At 71.2% G+C, this 17,001-nt stretch carries 9 protein-coding genes; 3 read left to right on the plus strand and 6 right to left on the minus strand.

All coding sequences use genetic code 11. The features are described from left to right. Window positions 1-19: 19 nt before the first annotated feature. Window positions 20-3,994 (minus strand): DEAD/DEAH box helicase, encoded by a 3,975-nt coding sequence (locus tag NR798_RS39845; protein ID WP_375767806.1) that lies wholly within the window; start codon window positions 3,992-3,994, stop codon window positions 20-22. A 185-nt stretch (window positions 3,995-4,179) separates the two neighbouring features. Further along, window positions 4,180-4,797 (minus strand): glutathione S-transferase family protein, encoded by a 618-nt coding sequence (locus NR798_RS39850; RefSeq protein ID WP_375767807.1) that lies wholly within the window; start codon window positions 4,795-4,797, stop codon window positions 4,180-4,182. A 74-nt stretch (window positions 4,798-4,871) separates the two neighbouring features. Here NR798_RS39850 and NR798_RS39855 point away from each other — a divergent pair, with 74 nt between their 5' ends. The 3 genes from NR798_RS39855 (at window position 4,872) to NR798_RS39865 (ending at window position 7,789) form a co-directional block, all read left to right on the plus strand. After that, on the plus strand, window positions 4,872-6,833 hold the full coding sequence (locus NR798_RS39855) for a carboxypeptidase regulatory-like domain-containing protein (RefSeq protein WP_375767808.1): 1,962 nt from the start codon (window positions 4,872-4,874) through the stop codon (window positions 6,831-6,833). An 88-nt stretch (window positions 6,834-6,921) separates the two neighbouring features. After that, window positions 6,922-7,383: a hypothetical protein gene (locus NR798_RS39860; RefSeq protein WP_375767809.1), complete on the plus strand. Its 462-nt coding sequence runs from the start codon at window positions 6,922-6,924 to the stop codon at window positions 7,381-7,383. A gap of 25 nt (window positions 7,384-7,408) precedes the next feature. Then, window positions 7,409-7,789: a hypothetical protein gene (locus NR798_RS39865; protein WP_375767810.1), complete on the plus strand. Its 381-nt coding sequence runs from the start codon at window positions 7,409-7,411 to the stop codon at window positions 7,787-7,789. A gap of 32 nt (window positions 7,790-7,821) precedes the next feature. Here the strand turns inward: NR798_RS39865 and NR798_RS39870 are convergent, their stop codons facing one another. The 4 genes from NR798_RS39870 to NR798_RS39885 all read right to left on the minus strand — a co-directional run bounded on the left by NR798_RS39870 (window position 7,822) and on the right by NR798_RS39885 (window position 16,917). Beyond that, the gene (locus NR798_RS39870; RefSeq protein ID WP_375767811.1) at window positions 7,822-8,733 is read right to left on the minus strand and encodes a hypothetical protein; all 912 of its coding nucleotides are present in this window, start codon (window positions 8,731-8,733) and stop codon (window positions 7,822-7,824) included. A gap of 103 nt (window positions 8,734-8,836) precedes the next feature. After that, the gene (locus NR798_RS39875) at window positions 8,837-10,300 is read right to left on the minus strand and encodes a glutamate synthase subunit beta (RefSeq protein ID WP_375767812.1); all 1,464 of its coding nucleotides are present in this window, start codon (window positions 10,298-10,300) and stop codon (window positions 8,837-8,839) included. 3 nt (window positions 10,301-10,303) lie between these two features. Continuing rightward, a complete protein-coding gene (gene gltB, locus NR798_RS39880) occupies window positions 10,304-14,860 on the minus strand; it encodes a glutamate synthase large subunit (RefSeq protein ID WP_375767813.1) in 4,557 nt (1,518 codons plus the stop codon). A gap of 140 nt (window positions 14,861-15,000) precedes the next feature. Continuing rightward, window positions 15,001-16,917 carry an ATP-binding protein gene (locus tag NR798_RS39885; RefSeq protein ID WP_375767814.1) on the minus strand — a complete coding sequence of 639 codons (1,917 nt, stop codon included), beginning with the start codon at window positions 16,915-16,917 and terminating at the stop codon, window positions 15,001-15,003. Window positions 16,918-17,001: the final 84 nt, after the last annotated feature.

The raw sequence follows: 17,001 nt of genomic DNA on the forward strand, positions 1-17,001 counted from the left end.
AACGCATCCCGCGGCCGTGTCATCCCGGTGTCATTCCCGTGACAGGCCTCGCTCCCCCGGTGCGGTGACGCGCGGCGAGCACGTCCCCGGCGGACGCCTCGCCCTCGGCCCCGTAGCGCAGCAGCCCGAGCAGTTGCTCGGTGGAGAGCGCCGCCGCCCCGTCCGCCTCGGACAGCAGGCTGTTGGCCAGGTCGCGCTTCTCCTCGTGCAGCGCGAGGATGGCCTCCTCGATGGTGCCCTCGGAGATGAGGCGCGTCACCGTGACGGGCTTCGTCTGGCCGATGCGGTGCGCCCGGTCCGTGGCCTGGTCCTCCACCGCCGGGTTCCACCAGGGGTCCAGGTGCAGCACGTGGTCCGCCGCCGTGAGGTTGAGGCCCGTGCCCCCCGCCTTGAGTGAGATGAGGAAGACGTCCCCCTCGCCCCGCTGGAAGGCCGCCACCTGCACCTCCCGCTCGGCCGCGGGCGTCTGTCCATCCAGGTACCGCAGCGTCACGCCCCGCGCCTCCAGCGCCTCGCGCACCAGCGCCAGGTGCTTGACGAACTGGCTGAAGACGAGCGCCCGGCCGCCCCCGGCGCGCACGGCCTCCACCACCTCCAGGAGGCGCTCCAGCTTCGAGGACGCCAACGGCGAGTCCGCATCCACCAGCCTCGGGTGGCAGGCCGCCAGCCGCAACCGGGTGAGCGCCGCCAGCACCTCGAAGCGCTTCTTCGGGCCCCGCGCGTCCGCCAGCCGTGCCAGCGCCGCCAGCCGCGTGTCCTCGTACAGCCGCCGCTCGCCCTCGGAGAGGGTGATGGGCACCACCGTCTCCACGCGGGGTGGCAGCTCGCGGGCCACCTCCCCCTTGGTGCGCCGCAGCAGGAAGGGCCGCACCACCCGCGCCAGCGCCGCGCGTGCCTCCGGGTCCTTCGTCCGCTCGATGGGCCCGGCGAAGCGCGTGCGGAAGGACTCGCGGCTGCCCAGGAGCCCCGGGAAGACGAGCCGGTAGAGGCTCCACAGCTCCGACAGCCGGTTCTCCACCGGCGTGCCCGAGAGGGCGATGCGCGCCTCGGCCTTCAGCGCCCGCACCGCCTTCGCCCGCGCCGTGTCCGGGTTCTTCACCGCCTGGGCCTCGTCCAGCACCAGCGTGGCGAAGGACACCTCGGCGAAGCGCGCGGCCTCGCGCATGAGCAGCGTGTAGCTCACCACCACCACGTCGCCCGCGCCCAGGCCGGAGAGCAGCTCCTCGCGCTCGGCCCCGCCGTAGGCGTGCACTTTCAGCGAGGGAGCGAAGCGCGCCGCCTCGCGCACCCAGTTGAAGCATACCGAGGTGGGCGCCACCACCAGCGCCGGGCCCGCCTCCGCGCGGTGCAGCAGCAGCGCGAGCGTCTGCAGCGTCTTGCCCAGCCCCATGTCGTCCGCGAGGCACCCGCCCCCGCCCCAGGCCGCCAGCCGCGCCATCCAGACGAAGCCCTCGCGCTGGTAGTCGCGCAGCCGGGCCTTCAGGCTCGCGGGCACGGGCACCTTCATCCGCTGGGCCTCGCGGATGCGTCCGGCCAGCTGGCGCCAGTCCGGTGGGGCCTCCACCTGGGCCCCGGCTTCGGCCAGCCCGTCCAGCGCGGCGGCCGCCGCCGCGCTCACCTCCCACTTTCCATGCGAGGGATGCGCCACGTCCGCCAGGGGCGCGAGCTGCTCGCGCAGCGCCTCGGTGAGCCGCATCCACCGCCCCGGCGCCAGCGTCACGTAGCGGTGCCCGCGCCGCAGCGCGTCCAGCAGCAGGGCCAGCTCCACGCGCTCCCCTTCCAGCTCCACGCCGCCGCGCACGCCGAACCAGTCGTGCTCCCGGTGCACCTCCACCTTCAAGCCCCGCGCATCCGGCGAGCGCACCATGCTCCACGGCCGCTCCTCCCACTCCACGCGCAGCGAGGGGCCCGTCAGGGGCTCCAACCGCTCGAGCAGGCCGAGCGCCGCCTCCGGGCCCTCCAGGGTGAAGTGGCCGTGCGCCTCCACCGGCAGCCCCAGCCGCTCCAGCAGCGCGGCCGCCTCGGCGCGCTCGGCCTCCAGCTTCCTGCGCGCCCGCACCCGCTCACCGCCCCGCAGGCCCCGGACGACGTCGTCGCCCTCGCCCGCCACCAGCGGCGGAGCCTCGGGCAGGGGCCGGACGAGCAGCGCGCCTTCCAATGTCTCCCCACCCGTGGGCCGCAGGCGCAACAACAGTCCGGGCACGGCCGGGACCTCGCGCGCCTCCATGGACGGGGGAAGGGAGACAGGAACAGCCGACTCCACCCCGCCGAGCCGCCGCAGCAGCTCCGCGCGCGCCGAGCCGGGCAACCGCCCCCCGTACTCCACCACCGGCCCCAACACCGCCAGCGCCTCGGGCGAGGCGGACACCAGCGTCACCCGGGGCTGCTCCTGCTCCACGTACAGCCAGGGCTGCGGGGCGCGCCCCGCCATCAGCCGCTGCAGGACGCCCGGGGGCACCGGCTCTCCTCCGACGGTGGGGCGCACCCGGAGCCCCTCCCCCTCCTCGCCCTCCTCGATGGTGAAGCCGAGCGGCGCGGAGCGCACCCGCAGCGGCGTCTCCGGCTTCGTCTCGAGCACCAGCCGGGGGTGGTGCTCCAGCAACTTCAGCGTCTGGACGAGCACCCGCAGGCGATCTCCCGCCTCATGCATCCGCGACACGAGGCGGCACAGCTCGAAGGCCTCCACCTCCTCGGGGGAGACGAGCGCGGCCCGGGCCTCGGCCTCGTCGCGCAGGGCCACCTGCGTTCCCTTGGACAGGCCACCACGCTTCAACGGCCGGTGGAGGTAGGGCCGCAAGCGAGGCTCCCCCTCGCCGACACCCTCCAGGCGGAAGCTGACCTGGGCGGTGGTGGAAGCGGACTCCTGACGGGCCCGGAGCCCGAGCGCCACCTTGTCCATGGCGGCCAGCAGCTCGCGGCCGGGCGCCACGAAGAGCCGCTCGGCGAGCCGCGCGTTCTCCACCGCCCGCCGCGAATCCCCGAGCGCGGCGAGCAGCACGTCGAGCGCGGTGAGGGCGTGAATGCAGCGCGCCGGCCCCCGCGGCGCACACGTCGAGCACGTGAGGGCGCGCTCCTCGCCTTCGAGGAGCTGGGGAAGCGCCACCCGCACACACCGGTGATGGGCGTGCTCCGAAAGGTGATACGTGCCGGAGAGCCCATACCCGGCCTCGTGGACGTGCGCGACCGGACGATTCTCCGGAAAGCGGAGCATCCGCTCGTTGCCGGGCAGGAGGCGGGGAACGGCGTGCTCGCGGACCCGGGCCCGCTCCCGCTGGAGCAGCTGCACGAGGGGCTCGAGCCGCGCATCCGTGGGGCGCGCAAACCCGCGGCGGGTCCGCTCCTGCTCCAGCCCCAGGCTCACACGATGGGCCTCGACGCGGGCCCGGAGCCACGCGGCCCGCATGTAGAGGTCCCGCTCCTTCTCGGACCAGTCCTCGGGCAGCGGCCGCGAGCCGTCCAGCACGGAGGCGACCGAGCACCCCTCCAGGAGGTAGAGCCGGTGGGACAGGGAGAACCCCCGCGGCAGGAGCGTGTCCAGCTCCGAGACGGGAACGGAGCGCAGATGGGAGACATGATGTGCCTCCAGCCAGGCCGTTACCTCCTCGGGAGTGGCCGGTGGGAGCTCCTCCTGACCGGCGGGAGAATCCACCTCCTGCGCGGGGTGGAGGGCCGCGAGGACGGCCAGCCCGAGCGCCACCCCGTGCTGACAGATGACGGTGGACTCGAAGCGGGAGCACGGACAGTTGCCGAGCAGCCCCTGCTCGTTCGCGGAGACCGACACCGGGAGACAACCCCCACCCCGGCTGCGGACCTCTCCGTGCAGCACCTCCGGTACGGCGAACCAGGAGCGCACCTTCCCCCTGGCGGCCAGCCCCGCTCCCCGGGAGAAGACGTCATCGCCCGCGAGCACTTGGAGCTGCTCCCGGGTGAGCCAGTGACGCAGCCACTTGCCGGACAGGGCGGGGGGCGACTTTCGAGGTAATGCCTTCGGCATGACCTGCAAGATAACGTCGGAAGGCGTACGTGTCCGCATCCACGTTCGCGGACTCGCGAACGCCGGGCATGCGGCCAGGAGAGCGAAAGGAGGCACTGCGTCCCGGCCATCGGCCAGGACCGGGCGGGTCCGGGACACCGTGAGGCGCTCCTCCGGACCCGCGCGGGTACCGCGGGGACTACGGACTAGCCGTTCACCTTCTTCCACGAGGGCCGGGTGCTGAGGCGCTGCCACCACGACTTCACATGCGGGCGCTCGGTGATGAGGGTGCCGTGGGGGGTGGCCGAGAGGTACTGCAGGTAGGGCATCCAGGAGATGTCCGCGAGGGAGAACCTGTCGCCCGCGAGGTAGGCCTGGGACATGAGGGCCCGGTCGACGACGTCGAGCGCCTTGGCCGTTCCATCACGGCCCTTGTTCACCTTGTCCATGTCGGGCTTCCCCCCGCTCATGGGCTTGAAGAACATCTCCATGATGATGGCCATGCTGCTGGGAGAGAAATAGGACTGCTCGACGCTCAGCCACTGCTCCATCCGGCCGAGCGAGGGCAGATCACTCGGGGTCAGCTTCTCGCCCGGCAGCTTCGCGTCGAGGTAGCGGATGATGGCGCGCGACTCGTACATGGTGAAGCCGTCATCCTCGAAGAAGGGGATGACGCCGAAGGGGTGCTTCGCCGTGTACTGGGGCGCCTTGTGCTCGCCCTTCGTCAAATCCACCATCACGAACTCGGCCTGGTGGCCCTTCTCGGCGAGCGTGGTGAGCACCTTGCGGGTGCAGGTGCTGAACGGATGACCGTAGACCTTCATGGACGTGCCTCCTGGGGGTTGAAGCGGCGCGAAGCTATAAGAAGCACCCGGGGGTTGCGCTAGCCTTCCGTGCCATGGACCGGAAGCGCACACTCGGGTGGCTCGTCGTCGTGCTGGTGCTGGTGGGAGCCCTGTTGCTCCTCCTCCGGGGACGCGGCGGAGAACGGGAGCCCCAGGCCCCGCGGCCCACGGCCGCCGTGGAACCGACGCCCGCGCCCGCCCGCCCCGCGACGGACACGTCACCCAAGCCGGAGCCCGCCCACGCTGCGACGGCCCTGCCCACGCGCCTGGTGCCCGCCACCCGGGCCGAGGACTCGGCCGAGCCGCACGGGGCCTTCGAGGGGCGCGTCATCTCGGCCACCACGGGAGAGGGCGTGGAAGGCGCCGAGCTGACCTTCGCGGGGCCAGGAGGCGCCACGTCCGCGCGCACGGATGCGAGTGGACGCTTCCGCTTCGTTCCGTACAGGGCGGGCACGTGGCAGCTCGCGGTGGTGACGGCGCGGGGGTACCTGCCCTTCGGTCCCGAGTGGGGGCAGAGCCCCATCCGCTTCACGGCGGTGCCGGGCCAGCGCATCTCGGACATCGTGCTCGCCCTGACGGCCGAGGTGGAGCTGGTGGGGCGGGTGGAGGGCCCGGACGGGCAGCCCGTGGCCGGAGCGCAGGTGCGGATGCTGACGGGCCGCGGTGGGGAGTCGGTGCTCTTCCCCACGCCTGAGCGCTCCACGTCGGATGCGCGCGGGGAGTTCCGCTTCCACGCGCCCGAGGGAGCCGTCGTGGAGGCACGCCACCCGGCGCACACCTCCGCCCGGGCCGAGGTGACACCCTCGGCCGTGCTGGCACGCCGGCTGGTGTTGAAGCTGGGCAAGCGCGAGGGCAGCGAAGCCGCGCCGCCCCTGGGCGAGTCGCTGGCGGGGCGCGTGGTGGACGAAGGCGGGACGGCGGTGGCAGGGGCGTTGGTGTCGGTCGTGTCCGCCGCGAGCGCGTGGCCCAAGAGGTACGGAGACGAGCTCGGCTACGAGACGGTGACGGACGCGGAGGGACGCTTCGCGGTCGAGGGCCTGGAGCCGGGGAGCTACGACGTCGCGGCGCGGCTGATGGGGCAGGCGCCCGGAGAGCTGAGGGATGTGGCGGCGGGGAGGATGGACCTGGTGCTGACGCTCGGACAGGGGGCGAGGCTGGTGGGCACGGTGCGTGACGCGGCCACGGGCAAGCCCATGCCCTCCTTCACCCTGGCGGTGTTCAAGAAGCGGGGCCCGCTGCAGCGGGACGGCTTCGCGCAGCTCTCGTTCATCGACGCGCAGGGCCACTACGAGCTGGCCGGAGTACCCGCCGGGAGCTACGTGGTGGAGGTGGCCGCGCACGGCTACGCCCCGTCGGAGGTGAGCGTGGAGGTGCCGCGAGGAGCCTCGGGGCCGGTGACGGCGGACGTATCGCTCGGACGGGGGGCGAAGATGACGGGGCGCGTGGTGGAGGAGGGCTCGGGCCTTGCGCTGGAGCGTGCGCGCGTCGCCGTCGAGGGCGTGGGCACGGGGCAAGGCGCGCTGTCCGTGCGCTACGACGCCCTGACGGACGCCCAGGGCGGGTTCACCCTCGATGGGCTGCCGACGGGCCAGATGACGCTGTACGTGTCCGCCGAGGGGCATCACAGCCGCCTCATCTCGGGCATCGGCGTGAGCCCCGAGACCACGCCGCCCCAGTTGCTCGAGTTGAGGAAGACGGAGGAAGGCGAGGAGCCACAGTTGGACATGGTGGGCATCGGGGCGGTGCTGGCGGCGCGAGACGACGCGCTGGTGGTGGGCCAGGTGTTTCCGGGAGGAGGCGCGGCGGAGGCGGGGCTGGTGACGGGAGACGGCATCGTGCGCATCGACGGGCGGCCGGTAGTGGAGCTCGGCTTCACGAACGCCATCCAGAGCATCCGTGGCGCCGAGGGCAGCCGGTTGGTGCTCGGGGTGCGCAAGGCATCAGCGGCGGGTACGGAAGGGAGCCCCGCGCCCATCGTGGACATCACCGTGACGCGGCGGCGCGTCCGGCGGTAGTGCACTCAACAGAAGTCGGGCTCGATGGGGTGTGCCCTCCAACGGAGTGCTACCGTTCTCACCTGCTCGCAGCATGCCAGGGGGAGAAATGAAACAAGTGGTTTTGCTGATGACCATGGCACTGGTCAACTTCGGGTGTGCGCACACGCGGCAACCGGAACGCAGAATCTACGTCATTTCCGAGGAGGGAGGAGGCATCGGCGGCTCTGGTGGCCATGATTGCGATGAAGAGCACATCCAGTGCTTCGACAGGTGTTGGAACAGGACTCCTCCAATTTCGAGCATCAAGAAGGGCTCTGGCCCGCACAATGAGTACTGCACGAAGATTTGCCGCGAACAATACATGGAGTGCATCGAGGAGCAGGAGCAGGCCGAGCGAGAGAAGAAAAGCAAGAAGCTGCACTTCTCGAACATTGATGCCGCGCTCGACTGGCTCGGAAATCACAAGACCGAAATCGCAATGGGAACGGTCGTCGTCGTCGCGGGTGTTGCCTTCGTCGTTGCAACTGGCGGTTCTGGCGCGTTGATTCTGGCACCCCTCGCGCTCTGAACCGGGGAAAGGACCTGGTGGTGAAATGACAATCATTCCTGATTTCGACTTGGACGACACCCTTAGAACCCTGGACTCCGCGAGCAAGAAATTCCAAGAGGGCTCAAAAGAGGAAAAGACAATCCAGCTTGCTGCGATTTCGCTACTTTACGTCCTCCACATCGGGAAAACGAAGGACTTCCAAAAGTATTACCAAGACATCCGTGATCCCTCCTACCAAATCAAAGTGTCTCATTCGTTTTCGACACAAGAAGAGGCAGACGGATGGCTCTCCAGTGGAAATGCCACCGATGGCGAACGTGTGAAGATCGCCGGTCAGGGCTTTCAAGTCATTCAACTCCCAAAGGGACTGAGATTCCTTCGAGCCCCCCTGCCAGAAGAGTTGAGTCATCCAGACACGAAGTAGGCAGGCCTGGTGACTTACAATTCGAACACCGGTTATTCCTGCTCGACGAGCTGGCCCGCCGGGATTTTCAGCGGAGACGGGCCCGCGCCACCGGGCACGAGCTGGCGCGACGCGCCGATCAGAGCCCCTAATCCGAGACGGCGGAAGACGGCCTCCATGCGCGGCTCGAGGTCGACATAGGAATCCAGCACCAGCGCGAGCTTGGCGGCCACGGTGCGATGCTGGTTCGCCAGTTCCACCAGGCGCGCGGGCTGCGTGAAGACCGTCTCCGCATAGGTGTTGAAGTCGTTCTCGGCGGAGGTCGCGCTATAGGCCGACAGGAAGTCCGTCTCCGGTGGAGGCGGCGGCGCATCGGCGAGGTCGAGCGCGCGGCCGGTCGACTCGGCGAAAGCCTGTCCGGGCGGCAGCAGCGTCGCCCATCGCCCGGGCAGGGTGACCGCGCGGGCCCAGACGATGGAACTGAACTCGTGATGGATGCCGAGCTCGCTGGTCAGCTCGATGGTCGCCTGCCCGCGCTCCGCTGGCGCCGCGAGGACGATCCAGTCCTGACCTGGAACGTAGGCACCACCCGCCGGACGCCCCTCGAACGTGAGGGAACCGCACACGAAGATCGTGGCGCAATGGCGTCCGTAGAAGCCTTCGGGATAGGCGCCGAGCGCCCGCTCGATGCCGTCCAGGGCCCAGGGCAGAACCGCGGGCTCGACCGCCGTCACGATGCCATCGGGGATCTCCGGCAAGGGCGCCGCACGGCCACTCGCCTCATCAGCCGGCAGGCCATGCAGCACGATTCGCACACCATGGCGGCGGGCGACCTCCTCCGCGCGGCGACGCACCACGTTGGGATCAACCCGCGGCCCGCCACGGAACAGCGCCAGCCCGCCCAGCACCATCGCGAGGCCGCCGCCCGCGAGCACGACACGCCGGCTGAGACGCTCACGAGACATCAGTGGGCTCCGACGGCACGCAACTGACCCGCCGCGGGCATAGAGGCAAACAAAGGCCCGGTCCCAGAAAGCACGCCGGGCTCCAAAAGGTCAGAATCCCTGCTCACCCGAACGCGCAGTCCTTGCCCTTCGTCGGCAGCGCGGAGTCCTCCCGGGTGAGGTACGTGTCGACGGCCTTCGCTGCCTCGCGTCCGTCCGCCAGCGCCCAGACGATGAGGCTCGCCCCGCGGCTCGCGTCACCCGCGCAGAACACGCCGTCCACCGACGTGGCGAAGCGCGCATCCACCTGCACGTTACCTCGCGGCGTGAGCTTCATGCCCAGCTGCTCGGCGAGCAGCCCGGTGTCCGGCCCCGTGAAGCCCATGGCCAGCACCAGCAGGTCCACCTCGTAGATCGTCTCGGAGCCGGGCACCTCCACCAGCCGGGGCGCGCCTCCTGCCTCCCGCTGCACCTCCACCCGCACCGCGTGCAGCGCCTGCAGCCGCCCGTCCGCGCCCACGAGCTGCTTCGTCATCAGCCCGAACTCGCGCGCCCCACCCTCCTCCTGGCTCGACGAGGTGCGGAAGATGAGCGGCCAGCGCGGCCACGGGTTGCCCTCGGCGCGCAGCTTCGGCGGAGCCGGCATCAGCTCCACCTGCGTCACGCTCGCCGCACCCTGGCGCAGCGCCGTGCCCAGGCAGTCCGAGCCCGTGTCACCACCACCGAGAATCAGCACCCGCCGGCCCGCCGCGTTCAACCGGGGCTCGAGCGTGGCCAGCCCCGACACCACCCGGTTCTGGTGCTCCAGGTACTCCATGGCCGGCACCACGCCGGACAGCTCGCGCCCGGGCGCCTCGAGCTCCCGCGCCTTCCTCGCGCCCATGGCCAGCACCACCGCGTCGTACTGCTCCCGCAGCGCGGCGAAACCCGGCTCGTGGCCCACGTCCACGCCGCAGCGGAACTCCACACCCTCGGCCTCCAGCAGCTTCAGCCGCCGGTCCAGCACGGACTTCTCCAGCTTGAAGTCCGGAATCCCGTAGCGCAGCAAGCCCCCGGGCCGGTCATCCCGCTCGTATACGGTGACGCGGTGCCCCGCCTGGTTGAGCTGCGCCGCCGCTGCCAGCCCCGCGGGCCCCGAGCCCACCACCGCCACGCGCTTGCCCGTACGGCTCGCCGGAGGACGGGCTCGCACCCAACCCTCGGCGAAGGCGCGCTCGATGATCTCCTTCTCCATCTGCTCGATGGTCACCGCGTCCTGGTTGATGCCGAGGACGCACGCGGCCTCGCAGGGTGCCGGGCACAGCCGTCCGGTGAGCTCGGGGAAGTTGTTGGTGGCGCTCAGCGCGAGGAAGGCCTCCTTCCACTTGCCCCGGTACACCGCGTCGTTGAAGTCCGGGATGGGATTGCCCAGCGGGCACCCCTGCTGACAGAAGGGCACGCCACAATCCATGCAGCGCCCCGCCTGCCGCTTCGCCTCCTCGTCGGACAGTGGCAGGACGAACTCGCGCGAGTCCCCCACGCGCTCGGACTTCTCCCGCTTGGGGGCGGGCACGCGCTGCCACTCCATGAAGCCAGTCGTCTTTCCCATGGCTCAGCCCTCCCCTCCCACGACCTGGAGCCGCGGCAGCGTGGCCGGAGGCGGTTTGCGGGCCGCCCGGCGCGCCTGGAGCACGCGCTTGTAGTCGGTGGGCATCACCTTCACGAACTGCGGCACCATCCGCTCCCAGTTGTCGAGCACCCGCTGCGCCAGCTTGCTGGCCGTGTGGTGCAGGTGCCGTTCAATCATCCCGTGCACGAGCCAGATTTCGGACTCGTCCACCAGCGACTCCAGCTCCACCATCTCCAGGTTGCAGCGCTCACGGAAGGAGCGCTCGCGGTCGAGCACGAAGGCCATGCCCCCGCTCATGCCCGCGGCGAAGTTGCGCCCGGTGGGCCCGAGCACCACCACCGCGCCGCCCGTCATGTACTCGCAGCCGTGGTCGCCCACGCCCTCGACGACGGCCTGGGCGCCGCTGTTGCGCACCGCGAAGCGCTCGCCCGCGAGCCCGCGCAGGTACACCTCGCCGGCCGTGGCGCCGTAGAGGACGGTGTTGCCCACCAGCACGTTCTCCTCGGGAGCGAAGCGGCTGGCGCCGGGCGGGTAGACGATGACGCGCCCACCGGAGAGCCCCTTGCCGAGGTAGTCGTTGGCATCGCCCTCCAGCTCCAGCGTCACGCCGCTGGCGAGGAACGCCCCGAAGCTCTGCCCCGCCGAGCCCTGCAGGCGGATGCGCAGCTGCCCGTCCGGGAGGCCCCGCGCCCCGTAGCGCCGGGCGATCTCCCCCGAGAGCATGGCCCCCACGGCGCGGTGCGTGTTGCTCACCGGCCGCACCAGCAGCGTGGGCGCTCCGCCCTCCAGCGCCGCCTGGGCGTCCTTAAGCAGCTCATGGTCCAGGTGGTCCGACACATCCTTGCCCCAGGCCGAGTCACAGCGCCGGGGCTCCTCGGCGGGAGCGCGGGGCAGCGACAGCAACCCGGAGAGGTCCACCCGCTTCACCTTCCAGTGGTCCGAGGCGAGCCGCTGCCGCAGCAGGTCCACCCGGCCCACCAGCTCGTCCAGCCGGCGCGCCCCGAGGGCCGCCATCTGCCGCCGCAGGTCCTCGGCCACCAGGAAGAAGAAGTTCACCACGTGCTCGGGCTTGCCGTGGAAGCGCTCGCGCAGGCCCGCGTCCTGGGTGGCGATACCCACCGAGCACGTATTGAGGTGGCACTTGCGCAGCATGATGCACCCAAGCGCGATGAGGCTCGCGGTGGCCATGCCGAACTCCTCGGCGCCGAGCAGCGTGGCGACGAGCACGTCCCGGGCAGTGCGCAGGCCGCCATCCACCTGGACGCGGATGCGCCCGCGCAGGCCGTTGTGCACCAGCACCTGCTGCGTCTCCGCCAGCCCCAGCTCCCACGGCAGGCCCGCGTGCTTGATGCTGGAGAGCGGCGAGGCGCCCGTGCCGCCCTCGTAGCCGGAGATGACGACCCCGCCCGCGCCGGCCTTGGCCACGCCCGCGGCGATGGTGCCGACGCCCACCTCGCTCACCAGCTTCACGCTCACCCGCGCCGCCGGGTTCACCGCCTGCAGGTCATAGATGAGCTGCGCCAGGTCCTCGATGGAGTAGATGTCGTGGTGCGGCGGCGGGGAGATGAGCGTCACGCCCGGCGTGGACCAGCGCACGCGGGCAATCCGCTCGTCCACCTTGTGGCCCGGGAGCTGTCCGCCCTCGCCGGGCTTGGCGCCCTGGGCCATCTTGATTTGAAGCTCGGCCGCGTTGACGAGGTACTCGGTGGTGACGCCGAAGCGCGCGCTGGCCACCTGCTTGATGGCGCTGCGCCGCAGGTCCCCGTTCTCGTCGCGCGTGTAGCGGCGCGACTCCTCGCCGCCCTCGCCGCTGTTGGAGCGCCCGCCCAGCCGGTTCATCGCGATGGCCAGCGTCTCGTGGGCCTCGGCGCTGATGGAGCCGAAGGACATGGCGCCGGTGACGAAGCGCTTGACGATCTCCACCGCCGGCTCCACCTCCTCCAGGGGCACGGGGGTACGGCCCTCGGCCGTCACCTCCAGGAGCCCGCGCAGGTTGCAGAACGCGCGCGACTCGTCGTCCGCCAGCTGCGAGTACTCGGCGAAGAGCGCGGCGTCATTCGTGCGCGCCGCCTGCTGCAGCTTCGCGATGGTGGCCGGGTTCCACTTGTGCGTCTCGCCCCGGCGGCGCCACTGGTACTGGCCGCCCACGGGCAGCAGCTCCGCCTCGTGCTCGGCCACCGGGCCGAAGCCGAGCGCGTGCCGCTCGCGCACCTCACGCCCCAGCTCCGGCAGGCCCACGCCCTCCACCCGCGAGGGAGTGCCGGTGAAGTGCCGCTCCACCAGCCCCCGCTGCAGGCCCACGGCCTCGAGCAGCTGCGAGCCGCGGTAGGACTGGAGCGTGGAGATGCCCATCTTGGACATCACCTTGAGCAGCCCCTCTTCGATGGCGTGGATGAAGTTCTCCTGCGCCTTCTCCTGGTCCACCGGCAGCTCGCCCGAGTCCGCGAGGGCGCGCAGCGTGTCCAGCGCGAGATACGGATTCACCGCGGAGACGCCGTAGGCGAAGAGGCACGCGAAGTGGTGCACCTCGCGCGCCTCGGCCGTCTCCAGCACGAGGCCGGTGTACATGCGGATGCCGTCGCGCACGAGCCGCTGGTGCACGGCGGACACGGCGAGCAGCGCGGGGATGGCGGCATGGGCCGCGTCCACGTCCCGGTCACTCAGCACGAGGATGTTGGCGCCCGCGTCCACCGCCTCCACGGCCGCGGTGCACAGCCGCTCCACGGCCTCCTCCAGCGCGCCCTCGCCCCCCGCCACCGGGTAGAGCAGGCTGAGCGGGAGCGTCTCGAAGATGCCCTCGTTGCGGATGGCGGCCAGCTTCGCGAGCTGTCCGTTGGTGAGGATGGGGCCCGGCAGCGATAGCCGGTGGCACTGCTCCGGCGTCTCCTCGAAGGTGTTGCCCTCGGGCCCCAGCCCGGTGGCCAGCGTCATCACCAGCGACTCGCGGATGGGGTCGATGGGCGGGTTGGTCACCTGCGCGAAGAGCTGGTGGAAGTAGTTGAAGAGCGAGGGCGCCTGATCGCTGAGCACCGCCAGCGGCGTGTCGGTGCCCATGGAGCCCACCGGCTCCTTGCCCGTCTCGGCCATGGGCCGCAGCAGCAGCCGCACGTCCTCGTCCGAGTAGCCGAAGGCGCGCTGCAACCGCCACAGCTCCTCGCCGCCCAGCCGCTGCGGCGCGGGCACCGTGGGCAGGTCGTCGAAGGTGAAGACGTTGTTCTGCAGCCAGCGCCGGTAGGGCCAGCGCCCGGTGATGTCGCGCTTGACCTCCTCGTCCTCGAGGATGCGGCCCTCGAGCATGTCCACCAGCAGCATGCGGCCCGGGGTGAGTCGGCCCTTGCGGCGCACCTGCGAGGCGGGCACGTCGAGCACACCCGTCTCCGAGGCGAGGATGATGCGGTCGTCCTCGGTGACGAGGTAGCGCGCGGGGCGCAGGCCGTTGCGGTCCAGCGTGGCGCCGATGAGCTGCCCGTCGGTGAAGGCGATGGCGGCCGGCCCGTCCCACGGCTCCAGCAGCGCGCTGGAGTACTCGTAGAAGGCGCGCCGCTCGTCGCTCATGAGCGTGTGGCCCTCCCACGCCTCGGGGATCATCATCATCATGGCGTGGGGCAGCGGACGGCCGCCCAGGTAGAGCAGCTCCACCATGTTGTCGAACTGGGCCGAGTCGCTCTTGCCGGGGACGATGAGGGGGAAGAGCGGCGCCAGGCTGCCTCCGAACCTGGCCGACTGCAGCAGCTCGCGCCGCGCGTTCATCCAGTTGCGGTTGCCGTGCAGCGTGTTGATTTCGCCGTTGTGCGCGATGTAGCGGAACGGCTGCGCCAGCTCCCAGGTGGGGAAGGTATTGGTGGAGAAGCGCGAGTGCACCAGGCCCAGCGCGCTCACGCACTCGGGGTGCTGCAGGTCCACGTAGAAGCGCGGCAACTGCCGGGGCAGGAGCAGGCCCTTGTAGATGAGCGTCTCGGCCGAGAAGCTGGCCACGTGGAACTGGCCGTCCGGATCCAGGGAACGCTCGCGGATGCGCCGCTCGGCCAGCTTGCGGATGCGGAACAGCTTGCGCTCGAAGGCGCTGGGCACCACGCGGCGCCGGGCGACGAAGAGCTGGCGGATGACGGGGGCCCCCTCACGGGCCAGCCGCCCCAGGTGGGAGGGCTCCACCGGCACGTCGCGCCAGCCGAGCACGCGCTGGCCCTCGTCGGTGGCCACCTGCTCCAGGGCCGCCTCGCAGGCGATGCGCGCCTCCTCGTCCGAGGGGAGGAACACCATGGCCACGCCGTACTGATGGCGGGGCGGCAGCACGAAGCCCAGCCGCTCGCGCTCGAAGAGGCGGTGCGGGAGTTGGATGAGGATGCCGGCGCCATCCCCCGTCTCGGGATCCCTCCCCGCCGCGGCCCGGTGGCTCAACCGGTTGAGCAGCTCTAGCGCGTCCTCGACGATGCCCCGCGACTTCTCCCCCTGGATGTGGGCCACGAATCCCACCCCACAGGCGTCGTGCTCGGTGTCCGGTTCGTACAACCCATAGCGGCCCGGGCCTCGATGCGGCATCAGCGCTCCCTCTCGGCGGAATAATCCCGTTTGACGCACAGAGTCTATTGCACTGCGTCAGCCCGTGTATGCAGGCAAAACGACGGGAGCGTCCGCAAGAGCCCGGGGCGTTCAGGAGAGCGGGGGCCCGGTGGGGCCCCTCACGGCAGCATGAGGGCTTCCAAGGGGACGCGCTCCAGACAGGAGGCGTGCTCCTCGGTGCGCCCGCGCTCGCCGATCACGCCGAGCGTGGCGCGTACGGCGGCGAGCAGCTCCTGCTCCCGGTAGGGCCGCGAGCACAGGGAGTGCTCCGGGTGGGCCCAGGCGGGCCGAGAGGCCCCGGCCAGGACGATCGGAATCGGCCGGGCGCGGGGCAACTCCGCGAAGGCGGACAGGAAGACGCCCAGCTGGGTGGGAGGGGCGCCCTCGGACAGCAGCACCAGGTCCACCGGCAGGGAGGAGGCGCGGCGCAGCGACTCCACGCCCCCGTGCGCGGTGAGCACCTCGAAGCCCTCGGCGCGCAGCACGCGCTCGGCGGTCAGCTCCTGCACCGGGTCCTCGTCCAGCAGCAGCACCCGGCGCGGCAGGCGGCGCACCTCGTTGGCGGACATGCGCGGCAGGCCCAGCGTGAAGGTGGAGCCCTGGCCCTCGGCGCTGGCCATGGACAGCGCGCCCTGGTGCAGCTGGGCGATGGAGTGGCTGATGAAGAGCCCCAGCCCCAGCCCGCCGAAGTGGCGGTGCGAGGAGTTACCCGCCCGGTGGAAGCGCTGGAAGAGGCGCGACTGGTCCTGCGTGGGGATGCCGATGCCCCGGTCCCTCACGTGCAGGCGCGCCTCGCCGAGCAGCGCCTCCACCTCCACGGAGATGGGCTCGCCCTTGGGGCTGTACTTGTCCGCGTTCTCCAGCAGGTTGACGAGCACCTGCTCCAGCCGCTCCCGGTCCGCCTGCACCCAGAGGTGCTCGCGCGGCACCACCAGGTTGAAGGGGCGCTCCAGGGAGTGACGGAACTGGTCCACCACCTCGGCCACCAGGTGGCCCAACTCCAGCGGCGCGAGTTGCAACGACAATTGACGCTCCTCCAGCCGCGAGACATCCAGCAGCTCGTTCACCAGCCGCTCCAGCCGCTCCACCTGCCGTTTGGACTTGGTGAGGCTGGAGGCCTCCACGCGCTGGCCCTGGGCGATGCGCCGCTCCATGGCACGCAGCGTGAGCTTGAGCGGGGTGAGGGGCGTCTTCAGCTCGTGCGAGGCGATGGACATGAACTCCTCGCGCACGCGCAGGGCCGCCTGGGCCTCGCGCAAGAGGCGCGCGTTCTCCACCGTCACCGCCACCTGCCCGGCCGCCGCGCTCCACAAATCCAGCTCGCGCAGGGAGAAGGAGGTGCCCTGCTCCTTGTAGAGGACGAGCAGCCCCAGGGCACGCTTCTGCGACAGCAGCGGCACCGCGGCGAAGATGGAGCCCACCGCATCCCCGTAGCCACGCTGGACGCCAATCTGCGGCTGGCGGGTGATGAGCGCCGCCTCGAAGGAGTCGGCATGGTCCTCGAGCGCGTCCTCGGGAGAGTCCGCGCTGGCCAGGTCGGACACGGCCACGCGGCGCAGGGGCTGGCCCTCCTCGGCCAGGTACACCTCGGCGCGGCGCACCTGGGCGCAGCGCACCACGGCGAGCACCGCGGCCTTGCACACGCTGTCCACGTCCAGCGTCTCGCCCACCTCGCGGGCGATCTCCTGGAGGGCCTGGGCGAAGGCCACGTCGTCATCGGCCCCGGAGGGCTCGAAGAGGAGCCAGGCGCCGGGCTCCGCGCCCGCGCCCGAGGGACGCACGCGGATGCGCACCTGCTTGAGGCCCGAGGTGATGGCGTGGCCCGAGTGGGAGCGGCCCTCGCGCAGGGCTCGCTCCAGGGCATCCCGGCCCCAGCCGCCCTCGAGGGCCGAGAGCACCGGGTCCCCCACCTGGAGGGCCATGCCCGTCTTGGCGCCGAAGTCCGGCTCCAGCCACTCCACACGGAGATCCGGTCCGAGCCGGACCACGGCCTGGGGGACGCACGCGAGAATGTCCTGGAAGTCGGAGGGCAGCATGCGGGGCGAGGATCTGAGTTACGCCCCTGTCACGGGAGACACAAGGTGGGCCGGCCCCGGCTGCTCCCCCCTGGACAGAGAGGA

The organism is Archangium gephyra (assembly GCF_042230915.1).
Lineage (GTDB): Bacteria > Myxococcota > Myxococcia > Myxococcales > Myxococcaceae > Archangium > Archangium gephyra_B.